This is a genomic window from Prevotella sp. HMSC077E09, assembly GCF_001814685.1.
GTDB lineage: Bacteria > Bacteroidota > Bacteroidia > Bacteroidales > Bacteroidaceae > Prevotella > Prevotella oris.
In genome coordinates, this window is the sequence record NZ_KV817572.1 from 1 (window position 1) to 19,662 (window position 19,662).

Here is a 19,662-nt window from a genome sequence, read left to right on the forward strand (position 1 = left end):
TATATGCTTATCCACACTAAATATCTACTGTCCCCTTACATCTTGTTGGTTACGAAAAAGCGCAGACAATCGCCATACGCCTCACGGTTCACCACAAACCATCATCAAATATGGGATGTCTGCGCCCATATGGGTGCAGTCCCAATATTGATGATATGCTCTTTTACTTGCGGTGGTGATTGTGAAGCTATTGAGCAATATGTCTTGGACATAGGTTTCCCCAATCCGAATACAAAAGTATAAAATTTCATTGAAAAACAGTAGAAAACACCTGAAATAAAGCTCCTGTATATCAACTTTACAACAGTTTATCTCTAATTTGACCTACTAATTGGGTTGTTTTCCGTTTTCAACAGTTCACAAACATACTTAGTGGGAAATACTATTTTCAACTGGAAATGTGCATCATGTTCTCCTTTAGCGGATACTCAATGAGATAAAAATATATATAAAATCTCTGCAATCCCATGAGATCTCAAAAGGTCGCTGATGAAAAGTTTCCCTTTAAAAAGGTCACCTAAAGGTCACCTTGAAAAGCAAAAGCACCTACAAAATCTTTGTAAGTGCTTGATTATTAATGTGGACCAGCCTGGGCTTGAACCAGGGACCTCCAGATTATGAGTCTGTTGCTCTAACCAACTGAGCTACAAGTCCGAGAAATTGGTCTTCCGCGTGCAAAGTTAGTGGGTTTTGAGCAAATAACCAAATAAAAGCGGGAAAAAACGAAGGAGAATAAGAAATAACGATATGGAAATAATGTAGAAGTGGGCTGCAAACAGCGTTTTTATGGGATAGTTACAAAGACATGAAGGACAGGGAACTGCAAGAATGAATATAGGTTGTTGTTGTGAAATAGCCTTTAGGATTAACTACATCAGTAATAACTGCTTTAAAATGAATATAGGTTGTTGTTGTGAAAGAGTCCCAATTTGCCGATACGGATAGCATAGAATTGCAAGAAAGAATATAGGTTCTTGTTGTGCCGTTGTTTGGGAAATATCTTCTGATTTTTGACAGATTAATCAGAAATAAAGATTGCTCAACAATGAAAAAAGACTATCTTTGCATAAGATATAGCTGCATTCGACAAATTGAAAGCAAGCTTTCTTTGTGCTCATTGGCAATATCTTTGCATAAGATATAGCTGCATTTGGCAAATCGGAGGCAAGCTTCTTTGCATAAGATATCGGAGCATTCTGGGTGCTTGAGGATAGGAAATAGTCACACACTGTAAGGAGATTAAGGGTATGAATACTATATTTTTAAGTGAGGAAAACAATGCGATTGCACCTTGTGTGGCTACAATCGGCTTTTTTGACGGTGTACATCGCGGGCATCAATACCTCATTAAGCATGTCATCGACAAAGCGAAAGCTTATGGATTAGCTTCAACTGTGATTACATTTGACCGACATCCACGGCAAGTTCTGCACAGCGATTACGTGCCACAGCTGCTGACTACGCTCGAGAATAAACTGCTCTTGCTCTCAAAAACGGGGATAGACAATGCAGCCGTACTGCCTTTTGATGAAGCAACGGCACGCTTGTCGGCCTTTGATTTCATGAGGCAAGTGCTGCATGACCGACTGAATGTCAAGCAACTTATCATCGGTTACGACAATCGTTTCGGGCACAACCGCGAGGAAGATTTTGAAGATTACGTGCGTTATGGCAACGAACTCGGTATTGAGGTCATCCATAATCAGGCCTATGTGCTGAATGGTGTCAATGTCAGTTCTTCGGTTATCCGCTCTTTCCTGCAGGCCGGAGAGATTGAGATGGCTACGCTTTGCTTGGGTTACTCCTACACTTTGGTTGGCAAAGTCGTGCATGGTTTTGCGCAAGGACGCAAGATGGGCTTTCCAACGGCCAACATAGACACTACCGAGAGCGGCCAATTGGTTCCGGCTCCCGGGGTATATGCCGTGAAAGTTAAAATAGAAAACACGGTTACTTTGCTTCATGGCATGATGAATATAGGCATGCGGCCCACTTTTGATGGCTCGAAACTGACGCTTGAAGTCAATATCTTCAACTTCCAAGGTGACCTCTATGGCAAGCAGTTGCAAGTGGTTTTCATTCATCGCATCCGTGAAGAACGTAAGTTCAACAATGCACTTGGACTCGCCGAACAGCTTCAGAAAGATCGTCTGCAAATAGAAGAACAATTTAAAAAAGAAATAGAATAATGAACAAAACAGGGAAACAAATCCTTCATGCAGGCCTTTATTTGGTCGTTTTCATACTGATACAGTTCTTTGTCCAGATTGTTGTCGTGGGCGGATATATGCTGTTTAAGCATTTGCCATTAGCAGATTTGCGAACGGTAATCGCTGAAAATACGGCTGTTACGATTGCTTCAACCATCATCTCCAGCCTCATTACGATAGCGTTATTCTTAGTACTTGGCTGGACTTCAAAATCGCGTGACTATCTGTCTTCACGCCCTTGGACTACGCTGATGTGGGTAGTTCTTGCGGCAATCGGCATTATCATTCCGGCTTCCGGACTTGAAGAATTGTTCAAAGTGGATATGCCCGAGCAGCTTGAAGTGCTTTTTACACGAATGATGCACGAGCCTTTAGGCTATGTGGCCATAGGAATCTTGGGACCGCTTGCTGAAGAAATCGTGTTCCGTGGTGCTATTCTGCGCACGCTTCTCAAGCTTTTCGGGAGCAAACCTTGGATTGCTATCGCGATTTCCGCAGCCGTTTTCGGACTTGTCCACGGTAATTCGGCCCAGTTTCTGCATGCATTCCTGTTGGGTTTACTGCTGGGTTGGATGTTCTACCGCACAGGAAGTATCGTGCCGGGTGTAGTGCTTCATTGGGTCAACAACACCATTGTCTATGTCATGGCCAATCTTATGCCGGGCTTTGAAAATGCAACCTTGAGTCAGCTTGCAAACGGGAAGCCTGTTGTTATTGCTCTTTACATCTTCTTCTCGCTGTGTATTCTCGTGCCCGCATTGATGCAATTGAATAAAAGGTTGGCAAGAGCGAAGATGTGAGAACAGCCTCTCCCCCAACCCCTCTCCGAAGAGAGAGGGGAGTAAAGTGCCTTGGAAATGGAGTCTTTATGCGGTACAATTGGAGGACATTTCACTCCCCTCTCTCTTCGGAGAGGGGTTGGGGGTGAGGCTTTTCCTTACTTCTTCAGTGCTCGCATGCTGTTCATTACGGCCAGCAATGCCACGCCACTATCGGCAAACACAGCCTCCCAAAGGGTTGCCATGCCAAGAATGCCGAGCACCATCACAAGCACTTTCACGCCAATGGCAAAGATAATGTTCTGCAAGACGATGCGACGCGTGCGCCTGCCGATAGCAATTGCCTCGGCCACCTTTAGCGGATCATCGGTCTGAATGACCACATCGGCAGTCTCTACTGCCATGTCTGCGCCCATCTTTCCCATGGCAAATCCGACATTACTCAATGCCAACACCGGAGCATCATTTATGCCGTCGCCAATGAAAGCGACCTCTCTTCCGTCGTGTTTCAATGCTTCGATGTGCGCAACCTTATGTTCGGGGAGCAAGTCGCCATAGCCTTTTACGTAGTCTTTTGCATCTTCAAACTGCACAACAAGGCGGTCGATAAGTGCCTGCTTGTCGCCACTGAGCACCTGCATCATCTTGATTCCCTGGGCTTTCAGACGCTTCGGCAGTGTAAAAATACCGGCTTTCGGCGTGTCTGCCAATAGGATATAGCCCTTGAACAGCTTGTCTTCGGCCACGGCAACTATAGTTTCGGCCACGCTTTCCAAGGCTTCATCATAGTTTACTCCCTCTTGTTTCAGCAGCTTCAACGTGCCCATCAGCCACGTTTTATACTTCATTCCGTAGCCGGGAACATTCTCAATCTGGTTTTTGTCCACATCAATCAGCTCCTTTCCCTGCATGGATTTCACGATAGCTTGGGCGATAGGATGACTGTTCACGGCTTCAATAGCGGCCACAAGTGCCATGTCTTCTTCAGAGAGTCCTACCGTTTTCTCCATTTGGAATGTTCCTGTTGTCAGCGTTCCTGTCTTGTCAAACACGGCCGTATCAAGCTTTGTGACGGCATCCAGACTGTTACTTCCCTTGAAAAGTATGCCTCGCCGACTCGCAGCACCAATGCCGGCAAAGTAGCTCAAAGGTACACTGATGACTAAAGCACAGGGGCAACTGATGACAAGGAATACCAAAGCGAGGTGCAACCAAACGGAGAAATAATAATTGAAAGCGGTAAACAGCGACACCATCCACGGCACTATAACCACCAAGAAGGCCAAAGCAATGACTGCAGGTGTATAGATATGCGCGAAACGATGAATGAAATTCTCGGTAGGAGCCTTGCGTTCGGTAGCTTCTTCAACCATTTTCAGCATACGACTGATGGCACTTTCATTGGCTATCCGCACCACACGGAGCCATACAACGCTGTCTGTGGCTATCATTCCCGCCATGACTTCCTGCCCCGCTTCTATCAATCGCGGCATCGATTCGCCTGTCAGTGCAGCCGTGTTAAAGGTAGCTGAAGACCCAAGAAGACGCCCGTCAAGAGGTACGCGCTCGCCTGGTTGCACTTCAATCTTTGCGCCAATCTCCACATTCTCGGGTCGTTCTTTGCGTCCATCCGGCATTCGTGCAAAGTCAGGACGAAAGGCAAGAAGACTCTTGATGTTGTCGCGTGCACGGTCAACAGCCCTGTCTTGCAGTCCTTCTCCAATGCAATAGAGCAGCATAACGGCTGTTGCTTCGGGATATTCTCCTAAGTATAGGGCGCCAACTGCAGCTACCGACATCAGCATAAACTCGCTGAAGAAATCGTGTTCATGCTTGATTGCCGTCCATGCCTTGTGCATGACGGGCAGTCCTACGGGCATGAAGGCCACAATATAGATAAAGAAGATGAGATAGGGATTAATGAACCAGAACATAGGAAGTTTGTCGAGAAGTAATCCTATGACCAAGAATACCGCCGATGCGATGATGAGTCCCCAGTTCATTCCTTCCTCTTCATGTTCGTGATGATGTGCTTCGTGTGCCATATTTCTTTTGTTTTGATTTCTGTTGGCAAAGGTAAGGAAAAGGTTTTGCAACCGAGTTGCAAAGTAGAGCAGGTTGTTTTATTTTCCTTTACAATAGTTCTCAAATAGCAGGAAAATTCAGAATAAGTTTTCCCTCAGCCCGAAATACGCAAGCTTTGAGGGTGTTTTGCAAAGTATTGATTATTAACTAATTACCTCGTTTTCTTGAAATTAATGTGCATCTTGACGTCAATGTGTGTTGTTATTTGCGTCAAATGGCGATGCAATCTGCGTCAAGTTACAGTGCAATCTGCGTCAAATGGCGTGGTGATTCAATACAAATTGCAACGCCATGTAAATGGAACCTTATTTTATATTATCCCTAATCGAGGTAATAAACAGTCGACTTAGCCTTTCTTTACTTTCCCCTTTAGCCTCTCCGATGTGGCAAATCAAAAGCTATATGAACAAAGAAAAGCGTCTCTGCATTTGGCTTTTACCATTTGCAGAGACGCTCTGTATATTTAATAATGTATGAAATAACCCTTCAGGATTTATTCAGTAACATTATTGTTTTCATCATTATCATGGTGCTCGAAGCGACGGCCACGGTGGTTTTCACGGCTTTCTCCATCACGACGCGGACGACGTTCACCACGATCAGGACGTGGACGACGCTCGCGCTCAACATAACCTTCGGGCTTTTCGAGCAGCACACGGCGTGAAAGTTTATACTTACCAGTCTTCGGATCAATCTCCATGAGCTTCACTTTCACCTTGTCTCCTTCCTTGATACCAGCCTCTTCAACGGTTTCAAGACGTTTCCAGTCGATTTCAGAGATGTGAAGCAGTCCGTCTCTTCCAGGCAGAATTTCCACGAAACAGCCATAAGGCATGATGCTGCGAACAACACCTTCATAAACTTCGCCTACCTCTGGAACAGCTACAATGGCTTTAATCTTGCCCATGGCAGCATTGATGCTGTCTTTATTTGGTGCTGAAACAGTAACATGTCCCTTACCATCGGTCTCATCAATTGTAATCGTTGCACCTGTTTCTTCCTGCATCTGCTGGATAATCTTACCACCAGGACCAATGATTGCACCGATGAATTCCTTAGGAATATCAAAAGCTTCAATACGTGGAACCTGTGGTTTGAGTTCGGCACGAGGCTCGGATATCGTCTCAAGCATGCAGTTCAGAATATGCTCACGGCCTGCTTTTGCCTGCATCAATGCCTGCTCAAGGATTTCGAATGAAAGGCCGTCGCACTTGATATCCATCTGAGTTGCGGTCAAACCATCACGTGTACCAGTGGTCTTGAAGTCCATATCGCCCAAGTGATCCTCATCTCCGAGGATATCGCTAAGGATAGCATACTTGTCTTCTCCTGGGTTCTTGATGAGTCCCATAGCGATACCGCTGACGGGTTTCTTCATTGGAACACCTGCGTCCATCAAGGCCAATGTGCCGGCACATACCGTTGCCATTGATGAAGAACCATTCGATTCGAGGATTTGACTGACTAAACGTACAGTGTAAGGATAGTCTTCCGGGATCTGCCCTTTAAGGCCTCGCCATGCCAAATGACCGTGACCAATCTCACGACGGCCTACACCACGCTGTGCTTTTGCTTCTCCTGTCGAGAATGGAGGGAAGTTATAATGGAGCAAGAAACGCATGTAACTCTTCTCCAAAACGTCGTCGACCATCTTCTCATCGAGCTTTGTACCGAGTGTACAAGTAGAGAGTGACATCGTCTCACCACGTTGGAATATAGCGCTTCCATGAGGCATTGGCAATGGTGAAACCTCACACCAGATAGGACGGATGTCGGTAGTTTTACGGCCATCAAGACGCTGACCTTCATCAAGAATGCAACGACGCATGGCATCACGCATTACATCTTCGTAGTAACGAGTGGCTTCTGCGTGCTTTTCCTCAAGGTCATCTTCTGACAGTTCGCTGTGAGCTGCATCGTATTTCTCAAGGAAATCCGCCAAAATCTTATCGAAAGCATCGTGGCGTGCGTGCTTTTCGAGTGCCTGCTTGTTGATATCATAAACGGACTTATAAAGCTCGTTCTTGATTTGTTCACGCAGATCTTCGTCGTTGATTTCGTGATCATATTCACGTTTTACATCGGTACCGAGTTCTTTGGAGAGTTCTTCCTGTAACTCACACATAGGCTTGATAGCCTCGGCTGCAGCTTTCAAGGCTCCGATAAGGTCTTGTTCAGAGACTTCTTTCATCTCGCCTTCGACCATCATAATATTGTCTTTAGTGGCAGCAACCATTAAGTCCATATCGGCATCTGCCATCTGCTGGAATGTCGGATCAATGACATACTCTCCATTGATGCGTGCAACGCGAACCTCAGAAATAGCATATTCGAATGGAATATCTGAACAAGCCATGGCTGCAGAGGCTGCAAAACCGGCCAAAGCATCAGGCTGGTCAACGCCATCGGCTGAAAGAAGCATCACTTGTACATACACTTCAGCGTGATAATTGGAAGGGAAGAGTGGACGAAGTGCACGGTCCACGAGGCGAGAAGTCAGGATTTCATTGTCGCTCGCCTTACCTTCACGCTTGGTGAAACCGCCTGGAAAACGACCTGCAGCACTGTACTGCTCGCGGTAATCAACCTGCAAAGGCATAAAATCTGTACCCGGAACTGCATCCTTTGCTGCACAAACAGTTGCCAAGAGTACTGTGTTGCCCATGCGAAGAACCGCAGCGCCATCAGCTTGTTTTGCAACTTTTCCGGTCTCAATTGTGATGGTTCTCCCATCAGGCAATTGAACTGTTTTTGTAATAACGTTCATCTAAAATTTAATAACTTATTGTTTTGTCAAACATCTAAAATCTCCGCAAAGTTACCTATTATATGTGAAACGAAAGAATACAACTTGAAGTTTTTCAGCATTTTTAAATATAAAAAAGGACAGTGGCAAACTCTTACGAGTCTTGCTGCTGTCCTAAACCAAGCTAATCTGAAAATTTTGTCTCTCTAATCTTTTTGTAACCTGAAATCTATTTACCCTCTAAAAAGCTTTACCTATTGAGAAAAAGTATAACTATCTTCGTTTTTCTGTTTGCAAAGATATAGCTTTTTATTGTATCGTTCAAGAGGAATTTTCCTATTTCTAAAGGGGAATTTCCCTATCAATGTTATGAAGTCTATGTGGTATATGAAGCTTGTTATAGGCTTATATCACTGATGACCAATGATATATAGCAAATTCTTATTGCATTGTTTGTAGGGAGGAGATTCTCGAATGGAATGATTTTTCTTCGTATTTTCTATACAATAAAAGCATGAAAATGTGTATTTTTGCCGAAGATATGTTGCAATCGATTTTCTATATTGCCATTGGAGGTGCCTTGGGATCAATTTCTCGATGGCTTCTTCCAAAGCTTTTGCAGGGCACTTTCCTTGCCGTTTTCCCGATGGGTACAATGACTGTAAACCTCTTGGGCTGTTTGCTTATAGGAGTTTTCTATGGCATTGCCGACCGAGGTACAGGCATGTCAGAGACTTGGAAACTCTTTCTGACAGTGGGATTCTGTGGCGGTTTCACTACCTTTTCTACGTTTTGCAACGAAATTTTGACCCTTCTTCGCACCCAACAGCTATGGCAAGCCGCCGCATATTCAGGCGGAAGTGTCGTCCTTGGTATTATAGCCGTGTATGTAGGAATGTTACTTGCCCGCATGATATAAAAAAACTTCACGATTTATTACCTTTTTATCTGTTTGCTTTTTTACTTTTCTAAATTTTATGTACTTTTGCAATCAGAACTTGAAAAAACAAGAATAATGAAGATAAAAAGCCTTTTTTCTGTCGCAACTATCATGCTTACAGCATTGAGTCTGGCTTCTTGTAACAACAGGAAGTTCCATGTTGACGGTGAGATTACCAATGCCAAAGATTCCACGCTCTATTTTGAAAACATGAGTCTCAACGGTCCTGTAGTCGTAGATTCTGTGAAATTAGGCGAGGACGGAAGCTTTTCTTTCAGCGAGAAGGCCCCCGAAGCGCCCGATTTCTACCGTCTGCGTATTGCCGGACAGATTATCAACGTGAGCATCGACTCCACGGAAACAGTCAATATCAAGGCTGCTTATCCGCGCATGGCATCGAAATATGAGGTTACAGGAAGTGTGAACTGCTGCAAGATTAAGACGCTTGCACTCATGCAGCAAGGCCTTCAGAAGCAGATTGATGACATTATCAAGAGCCCTACTTTGGGTGTAGAAGCTGTAGAAGCCAATATTGCCCAGACCCTTGAAACCTACAAGAATAAGGTGAAACTTAACTACATCTTCAAGGAGCCAATGAAGGCTTATGCCTATTTTGCACTGTTCCAAACCGTTATTATCGGTAATCAACAAACATTGATTTTCAACCCACGAAATAATCGGGAAGACAACAAAGTATATGCTGCTGTGGCAACAAGTTGGGACACTTATTACCCGAAAGCAGAGCGTGGACTCAATCTTCACAACATTGCCCTACAGGGTATGAAGGATGCGCGCATCCTTCAGGCAGAGCAACAGCAGGCCCAGATTGACGCCAGCAAAGTGAAAGTGAGCGGCATCATCGACATTGCTTTGCGTGATAACAGGGGCAACTTGCGTCGCCTGTCTGACCTTACCGGTAAGGTAGTTATGCTCGACTTCCATGTCTTTGCCGGTGAAAACAGCACCAAGCGTATCATGATGTTGCGCGACCTCTATAACAAATATCATGCTCAAGGCTTTGAAATCTATCAGGTTTCCATTGATCCCGACGAGCATTTCTGGAAGACCCAAACGGCTGCCCTGCCCTGGATCAGCGTGCATGATGACGCCGGAACCGACTCACAGGTGCTTTCCCAGTATAACGTTCAGCGCATTCCTACCTTCTTTCTTATAGGCAAAGACAACAGTGTGAAGATGCGCGATGTACAGGTGAAAGATATTGATGCAGCTATAAAGAGCCTGCTTTAACCTCACGACCATTTATTATCGCATAAAAGAAACAGCTGCAAATGGACTGCGTCCGTTTGCAGTTACCATAAAAGTTTGCACTTGACAAAGGGGTGCCTTTAATTGACAGAAAGGCATATCTGACGGTCATCATCTGATACAAGCACGCTTCTCCCCACTTTTAGAGAGGGAGTAAGCTACCCCATCTTCTTTCGATAACACCTGTGTCTCCGATGCTGTTGTGAGTCAAAATACTGCCATTCGTTGCGCACCGCCGTATTACTTTCCATCTGTGGCATGGCTTCTGCCCACTTAAAACCATAGGCGCGATAATGGTTGATGAGGTCATTGAAGATGAGTGCATTGGCCCCTTTACGTCGATATTCAGGCAGAACGCCGATAAGAAGCAGGTCGACAGTGTCGGTCTTATGCCATTTCAAAACACGCAACAAGGGCCACCACCCTAATGGAAACAGCCGTCCATCACGCGTTTTCCGCAATGCCTTGGAGAATGAAGGAAAGGATATTCCAAAGCCAATCATTTCGTTGTTACGGTTTCCATCGACTACAGCTGTGACGAGATTTAAGTCAGCCTTCCGTATATAATCATTCACCAAGGCATCTATCTGCCTGTCGGAGAGTTCCGAAAAACCATAAAGATCCTTATAAGTGGCATTGAGAATATCAAACACCTTGCGTCCCATGCCCTTGTTAATCAATTCGTCTTGCGTGAATTTATGCACGTGAAGATTATACCGTGACACTATCATTTCGGCCAATTTCCCTACCTTTGGCGGTGCCACTTCAGGTATTCTGATGCGGTATTCCAAATAATCATTATCCTTTCGAAAGCCTTCAAGCCGTTCGATATGCCGCTGATAATAAGGATAGTTGTAGTTGATATACATCGTTGAAAGGCTGTCAAAGCCCTCAATGAGCAGGCCTTCGCGGTCCATATCCGTGAAACCGAGTGGTCCCGCAATCTCTGTCATGCCGCGTTTTCGGCCCCATTCCTCCGCAGTTTGCAGCAAAGCAGCCGACACTTCCTCATCATCAATGAAGTCAAACCAGTCAAAACGCACCACCTTGCAGTTCCATTTCTCATTGGCTCTATGGTTGATAATGGCAGCGATACGCCCCACTATCTGTCCGTTTCTCCATGCCATGAAGTAGCAAGCTTCGCAACATTCAAACGAGGGATTACGGTCTTTGCGCAGCGTATTCATCTCATCGCTGAACAAAAACGGCACAGCCTGCTCGCAATCACGATACAAATCATAGTAGAACTGAACAAACTTTTTCAAATCGCTCAAGTTTTCAACCACCTTTATCTCTATCGTTGTGTTCATCATCACATTTAAGTTTTGGCCTACAAAAATACCAATTATTTCTGAATTAATATTTATCTTTGCACGAATAATATATCATCATGACCAATGAGACAATAGAAATGAACGCAACAGCAGACAATAACATCAAGACAGGACTCGTGCTTGAAGGTGGTGCCCTGCGCGGACTTTACACCATGGGGATCGTAGATGTGCTCATCGAAAACGGCATCCACTTCGATGGTCTGATTGGAGTTTCGGCCGGAGCTGCCTTCGGTTGCAACTATCTCAGCCGTCAACCGGGGCGTGCCCTGCGCTATAATCAACGCTTTTCTCACGATTGGCGCTATTGCAGTCTGCGCTCATGGCTCTGCACGGGCGACCTTTTCGGAGCCGAATTTGCCTATCACCGCTTACCTAAAGAACTCGACCCGTTTGATTTCCAAACGTTCAAAACGAGTAAAACTGACTTTTATATCGTTTGCACGGATGTTGAAACAGGCCAACCTGTCTATCGTCTGGCCCATCAAGATATGCCAGTAGACGCTCTGTGTGAATGGATACGCGCTTCTGCCTCCATGCCTTTGGTGTCGCGTGTGGTTGAGATTGAAGGCCGAAAACTGCTCGACGGCGGTGTTTCCGACTCCATTCCGCTCCGCTATTTCCAGCAACAGGGCTATCAACGCAACCTCGTTATCCTCACCCAACCCCGCGATTATGTCAAGCAGCCCACAGCCTTCATGCCGCTGATGCGCCTTTCTCTGCGCCATTATCCCAACATGATAGCTACCTTGGCCAACCGACATGTGATGTATAACGCGCAACTCCGCTATGTAGAAGCACAGGAAAAACTCGGTCATACGCTTGTTCTTGCCCCCGAAGAAAAGCTTCCCATCAGCCACACTTCGCACAATCCAAAGCAGATGCAGCAGGTTTACGCGATAGGAAGAAAGCAGGGTTTAGAGCATTTGGAACGCATAAAGGCTTTCGTCAAAGGCTGAATCAGAGGTCTTACTGCTTTTCCAACCGTCCCTTTTCCCCCTTTTTACCGATGTCGGCAGAGGCAGAAAGCAAGTTCTCGCCGCTGCACATAGTCTGCCGTTTGTAACCTCTTACATTTCCTGCTCCGTTTCCCGATTTCGTCACTTCAAAGAAGTTTTCTGCAAAAAACACCTCTTTGAACTGCATTTTTAACTTTTCTGAATTTACTTAACAAAAGCCTTCGCATAACTCGCGTATTTGAAACACCAAACCACTTTGTTCGAAATACGCGCAGTTTTCAACGACTTTATAAATCATTAATTATCAAATAGTTATACAAAAAGCAAGAAAACAGACCGCAAAATAACGTACAACGGGAATGCCACTTGCGTCAAATCACGATGTCATTTGCATCAAATCACACCGCAAAGTGATGCAGATGCCAATGCTTTCTGGTGCAAATGGCATGTTGTTTTGACGCAAAAGGGGAAACAATATGCCAAAAACGCCGATTTCATCGCTGTCAAATTGTGAAACAAAGTCGGTTTTGAGGCTTGATTTTTTCTATTTGGTCAGTTTTCAACAACTGTTTTTTCAGCCAATAATCTTGACATTTTCACTTTACAACCAACTTCCTAATAAACTACATTTCCATGTCAAGAACACACGCATGAAGCCATTCCTTGGGGAGAAGAAAAACTGAAATAAAGCACAAAGAAAACCGAAAATGGGCGGAAACATCGGGTTTTGAAAAAAGGAAACAAGACTGAGAATGCGGTGTAATAAAACTCGAAAATCTAATCAGAACGCCCCAGATTTCCACTCAAATTATGCCGTGGAATAGAGAATTTTATAGTATATTTGCAAGTAACCAAACCAGTATTCGGGAAGATATGAGCAGGAAGAATTTCATCAAATGTATTACAGACCTGTTCAATTTTATAAAAGAGAATCGGTCAAAACTCGTAAAGGAGAAGTTGTTGTCGGTCACAAAAGCTCACGAATTCGGCGAATTTGTCGTGAATTATTGTACGGCCGATGCTGCTGCCGATGCCCTGCGACTCCGCTTATACCTTGAAGATATCTGGCAATGTATTACTTCCATGAGCCGAAAACTCGACAAACGGCTGACTGAAATGCCCGAACTGCGAACCGACAAAACGGTGAGACAGTTTGAGAAACGATGTCATGAGGTGGAAATTCAGACCAAGAAAAACATTAAAGGTGGGCTGAAAAAAGCCATAGAAGCCTATCCCTTAAAAGATTTTTTCAGGTTAGTGACTGAACAGGCAAGCGGTAAGCACGTAACGGCCGAAGACATTGTGTCGGCACTTTCGATGTTTCCTGAAACGGAAAACAACAAGAAACAGGAAACAACATCAGCCAAAGAACAGCCTTTCCATGGTCAGACGGCTTTCCATGATGAAGCCTGTCACCCCGTATTGGGCAAGCCCTTGAACTACATAACGCCACAGAGCATAGGCGAAGATGAAGATGATTTATGGCTTGGAAATGGGGAGTGGCAAGATGAAGAAGACGATTTCGAGGGAAAACTCTGCGAGCGACTCAATCTCGATGACTACGACTGGCAGAGCTTTGACGGCTGGGTGGCACATCCCATTGCTATCTATAAGCCGGCAATTGGTGTATGGAAATACCGCCTCCGCATATCCCTCGATGGTATTAAACCCGCTATATGGCGCGAAATTGAAGTGCCGTCGACAATCACTTTGCCCTCTTTGGCCGCCGCAATCCTGCTTTCCATGGGTTGGACTGAAGAGCATCTACATCAGTTTATCGTGCGCCAAGGCCGGCAATCCACCTTCTATGTTTCCTCCATGCAAGAGATTTTAGACGGCACAATGCCTCTGGATAATAAGGACGGACGCCGTTATTGCATTGGAGATCTGCTGAAACGGAAGGGCGACAAAGTCACTTTCGAATATGATTATGGCGACTGTTGGCTCCACACGGTAGCGCTTGTAGACCACGACGGATATGGAGATGAGAAGAAAGAAGTGAGACTTCTTGCGGGCGAACGGGCCTGTCCACCCAACGACTGCGGTGGAGTTTCGGGTTATCAGCGCCTTTGTATGCTGATGGAAAAACCAGCTTCGGCCGAAGCTTTGGAAGAAATGGAATGGCTTGGCTACCGCTTTGACCCCGAATTATTCCCGCTCAAGAAAGCTCAGAGGATAGTAAAGAAGTGCAACCGATAGGCACTTCAGCTTATATTCTCCACACAACAGCCTCCTGACTGCGGTAGAATTCGCGCTGAGAAGCCTCGCTTACCGGAGGTGTTTCGGCCAGAGTTGCCTCTAAGTTCTGCATTTCCCACGTAATCGTATAGCCCGCTTTTCGGCGTGCTTCCAAGCATTTGTCAAGTTCATAGCGTGCCCGCGACTTGTCGACATCATACAATAAGCCGGCTAAAACGAAGCGCATATGCTGGTTGAAACGCTCGTCGCGCTGTGTTGAAATGGCTTTACAGAGCAGGGCTATCCGCTGTTGTGGGTCGTCAACAAGCCTCGAAAACTCATGAAAGAGATAAGACTGCCGCTTATGATTTTGTATCAATCGGCGGTAAATATGAATGGCCTTGTCTTTCTTTCCCATGATTTTATAAATTAAAGCCTTATGGCGTTGGAAGTTCATGTTATAGGGACTATGCTTCAAAGCCTCGCTCAATATCGGCACAGCCCTTAGTGCCATGTCGACCGTTGGCTTTGCTTCGACCTCCTTAAACACTTTACCGACGATGCGGATTGCCGTCGATGGCACGAGATGTCCATTCGTCTGGCCCATCATCCAATCCTCTTCAGAGAGCCGTTCGATGCCCCAGGCAGTAATAAAGTCAAGCATTGAGAACGCAGGATGGTGGTCGAAGACGAGTATTGCAGCACGCATCATGGCCGTTTGTCCCTTATAATCGCGGTCGTCCATGGTGGGGTAGAGGCGCAAAAGACTTTGAAATATCTTGTAAGCCTCCTCTAACCGTCGCTGCTGATAACGCAAACGCATCATGTCAACGCCTATCCAAAACATGGCAATCGTGGTGTAATGTCCCTTATGTTGTGCGTAGAGAGGTCGGATTGCAGCATAAGCTTCTTCTATTCTCCCCTGCTTTCGCAGTTCAAAAACAGTCTTCACATCCATGGCTTTGTAGGTTATTGGTTACTGCAAATATAAGGATTATCGGGGAATTTATCAAGAAAGACAGAGGAATAAAAGTAAAATAAGAAGTTGTTTCTTTGCATGATGTTGAATCATAAAGCAAAGAAAACCGCCCATAGGCAGTCATGTTATTTGAGATAAAACTGCTTTCGGGAGGCTATAATGTCTTCCATGTTGTCTGATGCCCACGTGAGAAGATTGTCAATAAGTGGCAGAAGCGACAGGCCTTTCGCAGTCAATGAATACTCCACACGAGGCGGAACTTCGGGAAAGACCTCACGTTTTATCAATCCATCTGCCTCAAGTGTCTTGAGCGTTGCTGTCAAAATCTTCTGCGAAATATCGGGAATATTGCGCTGCAATTCCTTAAATCTAATTGTAGGATGACTTTCCAAGGTGAACAATATCAGCATAGACCACTTGTCTCCCACACGTGAAAGCACGTTGCGTACAGGGCAATTAGGATAAAGTGCATTGCGAATTTCATCGTTTTTCATATTCTTCCATATTCTATTTCTATGCACAAAGTTAAACTCCGTGGGATAGAATGCGAAAGTTTTATGGTTAAACAATGTAAAAACCTCTATCTCGTTGTGCCCTCACTACCCATTACTTACCTCTAAGTAACTATCTCACATTCTTGTACCTACTTGTGTAATCCACTGATTACAAATACCTTTGCAACAGAAACAACTGACATATCAAACCATAAATTAAAAGAACAAGATTATGAAAACAATTGAAACAGTTAAGAATGGAAAGAACTTTACAGTAGTAAATGTAGGCAAACTAAGTGACATCAAGGACTATGTATTGCCACTTGGTAACATTGAAATTCCTGGTAAGGTGTTTGCAGGCCAGGCCTTACATGCCACAGGAAGTGAACTCTCCTTTCAGAGTTTTGCACCTGGACAGGATAGCGGCTTCCTGCATACTCACAAGAATCACGAAGAACTCTACTTCATTCTTAGAGGTAAGGGCCTTTATCAGGTAGACGGAGAAGAGGTTTCTGTGACCGAAGGAAGCATTATCCGAGTGGCTCCCGAGGGTCGACGTGCACTCAAAAACACCGGAGACAGCGAGCTGTTAATGCTCTGTGTGCAGTACAAGGGCAACACTTTCACTGCAGAAGATGCAACAGACGGCAATATTTTGAATGATGAATTGAAATGGTAGTCGACACGCTTTTTCCCACTTGTCCGGTTCGCAATGTCCTCGCAAGGCTTTGCGAACCCGACGCATTATGGGTCATTCAGCTGCTGGGCGAAAGGCAAATGATGACACAAGATGAGCTCTGTCAAGAGATGAAAGGGCTGAACCAAAATCAAATTTTGGCTGCAGTTACCCTCCTGATAGAGGATAATATCATGATACTCAACGGGAAAAACTATCGTCTTTCGCCTTTAGGAAAGTCGCTGTTGCCTGCTGTAAAGGAACTGATAGACTGGTGTATACAACATGAAACATGCTTTCAGCCACAATAATCAAGTTGTTGTCTTCCTTGCTTTCACGAACTTTTCAACTCCTTTTCGTATGGAGTCAAGACCAAATTCGGCAGGATTGATTTGCTCAAATGGCAGCCAAAAGGCTTCAGCTGCATCGTCCAAAGCCTTCACATGACGCTCATCGGCCACCTCACAAGCAAAGAAAAGGTCGAGCGTGGGCAAGGTTACACCACTGAATTCATACTGATTGGGGAAACTGAATAAATAGCGAAGTGCCGTAACTTCAAGGCCTGTTTCCTCCTTTACCTCACGGATAACCCCCTCTTCTGCCGTTTCATTCATATCAGCAAAGCCTCCGGGAAGGTCGAGAGTGCCTTTTGCGGGAGCGTTTTTCCGCCTCACAACGAGCAGTTCTTGTTGCTGATTGAAGATCAATGCCACGTTAGCACTGCTGGGGTTCATAAAATATTCAAAGCCACAATCCCTGCAACGGCGACTCTTTTCGCTGTCAAGAACGAAATGAGAAGAACCGCAAAGCGGACAGACTGCCATTCTTTCTAAAAGCATCATCGGTTTTCTTATTCATTGATTATTGCTGCAATATTACGATTTTTTCATTATCTTTGCAACTATAAAAGGCTAAAACAACAAAAAAGAAAAACGAAAAGATATGAGAACAAAACACTTGATGCTGGCCGTTATGGTGTTTTTCAGCATTGGAAATGCCGTGGCACAAGAGCCCACGGAAGTCAATCTGTGGCAAGGGAATGCCCCTTTCAGCAATGGAAATGCCACTGATACGGCGAAAGTCTACGTCTATCTGCCCGATGCCAAGACTGCAACGGGTCGGGCTATCGTTATCTGTCCCGGCGGAGGATACGCTCAATTGGCCATGAACCACGAGGGAAAAGACTGGGCAGGTTTCTTCAATAACATGGGAATTGCAGCTATTGTGCTGAAATACCGCATGCCCAACGGCAACCGTGAAGTGCCTATAAGCGATGCCGAAGCTGCCATGCGGCTCGTCCGTGCCAATGCTTCTTCATGGCATATCAACCGCAATGATGTCGGCATCATGGGGTCTTCGGCCGGCGGCCACTTGGCTTCTGTGATTGCAACACACAGCACCGGCGATGCAAAACCCAACTTCCAAATTCTCTTTTACCCTGTCATCACGATGCTTAACGGCTATGCTCACCAGCACAGTCATGATAACTTCTTGGGCAAAGATGCTACGAAAAAGGATGAAAAAGAATACAGCAGCGACATGCAGGTGACACGGGTAACACCCCGCGCATGGATTGCCTTAAGTGATGACGACAAGGCTGTCATGCCGTCAAATGGCGTCAACTATTACTTGGAACTCTACAGGCACGACGTTCCTGCATCGCTGCATGTCTATCCAAGTGGCGGACATGGCTGGGGCATCCGACCCAACTTCAAGTTTCACGCCACGATGCTTCAGGAACTGAAAGACTGGTTGTTGCAGAAATAATGCCTCAACCTGCATGCTGTTTTGACAATTCTGTCGACATGATATGACAAAGGGGAACACATCATGATGTATTCCCCTTTATTCGTTGTCAATGGAAATAAGCCCCGAATTCATACGAGTAGCAATCCATTGTACATCAAGGAGTTAGTTGCTCTTGGTCAAACGCCCTTGAATATCCACATGAACAAGCGTTGTAACTTGCGTCATATGAGCGTGCAATTTGACCCATTTCATCGTGTAATATGCGTCATATGAGCGCGTAAAATGACCCATATTGCAACACCCCTGAACAGTCGTTGGAATTTGACATGATTTACATGACCTGTCGGGAGCACTTATCATGCCGCTGATGGATATTGTAAACGGGTGCTCCTGCTTACCTTTTCCATTCCCAAGAACAGGCTGTGCATCATAGCACTAAGCCCGTTTATATCTTCTTCAAGATGCGTTGTGCACAGTCGGCCAGCACAACTACTGCCCCCGCAAGAATTGCCGTATCCTTGATCACCAATCTTCCTGCACCCGATAATAAAGGAAATCCATGCTCACCACTGCCTAAATCGGGCACCCAACACTCGGGGGTTGTGACGAGAAACGAAAGCGTTCCAAAGGTCATTAATATGACGAGACCTGTTCCAACAAAGCCAATTTTCGGGAACCAAATGCCTAAGAGCGTCAAGATTCCAAAGGACATGATCAGCAATCCCAAACCATGTGAGAAGCCATATGTGTTGTTCTCCTGGTGCCATTCATGCTTCACCTTGTCGAATTCGCCTTCTTTCAACTTGTAATCTTTATATTCAGGTGCTTCCTTTTCATAGAAGAAGCTCATGAACGGACTGTTAGCTACGAACGGAACGATGCCTTCGGCTTCATAATTCCAGAACTTTAACCCACCAATCCATATGAAAATAATAAAGATTGCGACACGAATTAAATGAACTCCAAAGCCTTTCAATGAGGCCGAAATATTGAGTACGGCCTGCATCAACGTTGTTATTCTTCCCATTTTCAATAAAGTTTATTTCGTTAATAATCCTATTTTAAATTGCTATATCACAATGATGACATCCGAAATAGCGTTGCAAATATAGCGAATACAATTGGAAATCATATGAAAAAACATCGTAAAAGATAAGAAAATACCATAACCATGGTACGCTTTCTGATGCTTCTCATGTATCAGATAGATACAAACCATTTCTTAAAAAAACAGAAAAAACACCATATAATAAGGTGTAACGTGAAAGTT

Annotated in this window: 18 protein-coding genes and 1 tRNA gene; 10 read left to right on the top strand and 9 right to left on the bottom strand. The window is 45.0% G+C overall.

Features of this window, described 5'->3' with window-relative positions; genetic code table 11:
* On the top strand, window positions 1-243 hold a 243-nt coding region (locus HMPREF2983_RS14145), incomplete at its 5' end, for a hypothetical protein (protein ID WP_210400369.1).
* Between the two features lie 337 nt (window positions 244-580).
* Here the strand turns inward: HMPREF2983_RS14145 and HMPREF2983_RS07880 are convergent.
* Window positions 581-654 (bottom strand) — tRNA-Ile (locus HMPREF2983_RS07880).
* A gap of 593 nt (window positions 655-1,247) precedes the next feature.
* On the opposite strand from HMPREF2983_RS07880, the gene ribF reads away from it, so the two are divergent.
* Window positions 1,248-2,189 carry a riboflavin biosynthesis protein RibF gene (gene ribF / locus HMPREF2983_RS07885; RefSeq protein ID WP_070667642.1) on the top strand — a complete coding sequence of 314 codons (942 nt, stop codon included), beginning with the start codon at window positions 1,248-1,250 and terminating at the stop codon, window positions 2,187-2,189.
* Entirely contained in the window at window positions 2,189-3,010 is an 822-nt protein-coding gene (locus HMPREF2983_RS07890) for a CPBP family intramembrane glutamic endopeptidase (protein ID WP_070667643.1), read from the top strand. Before ribF ends, HMPREF2983_RS07890 begins: the two co-directional genes overlap by 1 nt.
* Before the next feature lie 137 nt (window positions 3,011-3,147).
* Here the strand turns inward: HMPREF2983_RS07890 and HMPREF2983_RS07895 are convergent, their stop codons facing one another.
* Both HMPREF2983_RS07895 and pnp read right to left on the bottom strand, forming a co-directional pair.
* Window positions 3,148-5,034 carry a heavy metal translocating P-type ATPase gene (locus HMPREF2983_RS07895; RefSeq protein WP_070667644.1) on the bottom strand — a complete coding sequence of 629 codons (1,887 nt, stop codon included), beginning with the start codon at window positions 5,032-5,034 and terminating at the stop codon, window positions 3,148-3,150.
* Window positions 5,035-5,567: 533 nt separating this feature from the next.
* Window positions 5,568-7,841, bottom strand: coding sequence for a polyribonucleotide nucleotidyltransferase (gene pnp / locus HMPREF2983_RS07900; protein WP_070667645.1), 2,274 nt, complete (start codon window positions 7,839-7,841; stop codon window positions 5,568-5,570).
* Between the two features lie 493 nt (window positions 7,842-8,334).
* Between pnp and crcB the strand changes: the two genes are divergently transcribed.
* Both crcB and HMPREF2983_RS07910 read left to right on the top strand, forming a co-directional pair.
* The gene (crcB, locus tag HMPREF2983_RS07905; protein WP_070667646.1) at window positions 8,335-8,739 is read left to right on the top strand and encodes a fluoride efflux transporter CrcB; all 405 of its coding nucleotides are present in this window, start codon (window positions 8,335-8,337) and stop codon (window positions 8,737-8,739) included.
* Between the two features lie 96 nt (window positions 8,740-8,835).
* Window positions 8,836-10,008: a thioredoxin-like domain-containing protein gene (locus tag HMPREF2983_RS07910; protein ID WP_070667647.1), complete on the top strand. Its 1,173-nt coding sequence runs from the start codon at window positions 8,836-8,838 to the stop codon at window positions 10,006-10,008.
* A gap of 176 nt (window positions 10,009-10,184) precedes the next feature.
* Here HMPREF2983_RS07910 and HMPREF2983_RS07915 read toward each other — a convergent pair whose 3' ends face one another.
* The gene (locus HMPREF2983_RS07915; RefSeq protein WP_070667725.1) at window positions 10,185-11,336 is read right to left on the bottom strand and encodes an N-acetyltransferase; all 1,152 of its coding nucleotides are present in this window, start codon (window positions 11,334-11,336) and stop codon (window positions 10,185-10,187) included.
* 80 nt (window positions 11,337-11,416) lie between these two features.
* On the opposite strand from HMPREF2983_RS07915, the gene HMPREF2983_RS07920 reads away from it, so the two are divergent.
* Window positions 11,417-12,316, top strand: a complete 900-nt coding sequence (locus HMPREF2983_RS07920; RefSeq protein WP_070667648.1) for a patatin-like phospholipase family protein — start codon at window positions 11,417-11,419, stop codon at window positions 12,314-12,316.
* 10 nt (window positions 12,317-12,326) lie between these two features.
* Here the strand turns inward: HMPREF2983_RS07920 and HMPREF2983_RS14005 are convergent, their stop codons facing one another.
* Window positions 12,327-12,503, bottom strand: coding sequence for a hypothetical protein (locus tag HMPREF2983_RS14005; protein ID WP_168166205.1), 177 nt, complete (start codon window positions 12,501-12,503; stop codon window positions 12,327-12,329).
* Between the two features lie 686 nt (window positions 12,504-13,189).
* Between HMPREF2983_RS14005 and HMPREF2983_RS07925 the strand changes: the two genes are divergently transcribed.
* Entirely contained in the window at window positions 13,190-14,515 is a 1,326-nt protein-coding gene (locus HMPREF2983_RS07925) for a plasmid pRiA4b ORF-3 family protein (RefSeq protein WP_246829376.1), read from the top strand.
* 10 nt (window positions 14,516-14,525) lie between these two features.
* Here the strand turns inward: HMPREF2983_RS07925 and HMPREF2983_RS07930 are convergent, their stop codons facing one another.
* The gene (locus HMPREF2983_RS07930; RefSeq protein ID WP_070667650.1) at window positions 14,526-15,452 is read right to left on the bottom strand and encodes a tetratricopeptide repeat protein; all 927 of its coding nucleotides are present in this window, start codon (window positions 15,450-15,452) and stop codon (window positions 14,526-14,528) included.
* Window positions 15,453-15,598: 146 nt separating this feature from the next.
* Window positions 15,599-15,967: a winged helix-turn-helix transcriptional regulator gene (locus tag HMPREF2983_RS07935; protein WP_070667651.1), complete on the bottom strand. Its 369-nt coding sequence runs from the start codon at window positions 15,965-15,967 to the stop codon at window positions 15,599-15,601.
* A 232-nt stretch (window positions 15,968-16,199) separates the two neighbouring features.
* Between HMPREF2983_RS07935 and HMPREF2983_RS07940 the strand changes: the two genes are divergently transcribed.
* Together HMPREF2983_RS07940 and HMPREF2983_RS07945 are read left to right on the top strand one after the other, a co-directional pair.
* On the top strand, window positions 16,200-16,646 hold the full coding sequence (locus tag HMPREF2983_RS07940) for a cupin domain-containing protein (protein WP_070667652.1): 447 nt from the start codon (window positions 16,200-16,202) through the stop codon (window positions 16,644-16,646).
* Window positions 16,640-16,954, top strand: a complete 315-nt coding sequence (locus HMPREF2983_RS07945; protein WP_070667653.1) for a transcriptional regulator — start codon at window positions 16,640-16,642, stop codon at window positions 16,952-16,954. Before HMPREF2983_RS07940 ends, HMPREF2983_RS07945 begins: the two co-directional genes overlap by 7 nt.
* Here the strand turns inward: HMPREF2983_RS07945 and HMPREF2983_RS07950 are convergent, their stop codons facing one another.
* On the bottom strand, window positions 16,955-17,485 hold the full coding sequence (locus tag HMPREF2983_RS07950; protein WP_070667654.1) for an NUDIX hydrolase: 531 nt from the start codon (window positions 17,483-17,485) through the stop codon (window positions 16,955-16,957).
* Window positions 17,486-17,585: 100 nt separating this feature from the next.
* Between HMPREF2983_RS07950 and HMPREF2983_RS07955 the strand changes: the two genes are divergently transcribed.
* The gene (locus HMPREF2983_RS07955; protein WP_004378155.1) at window positions 17,586-18,410 is read left to right on the top strand and encodes an alpha/beta hydrolase; all 825 of its coding nucleotides are present in this window, start codon (window positions 17,586-17,588) and stop codon (window positions 18,408-18,410) included.
* Between the two features lie 427 nt (window positions 18,411-18,837).
* Here HMPREF2983_RS07955 and HMPREF2983_RS07960 read toward each other — a convergent pair whose 3' ends face one another.
* A complete protein-coding gene (locus HMPREF2983_RS07960) occupies window positions 18,838-19,419 on the bottom strand; it encodes a DUF417 family protein (RefSeq protein ID WP_070667655.1) in 582 nt (193 codons plus the stop codon).
* Window positions 19,420-19,662: the final 243 nt, after the last annotated feature.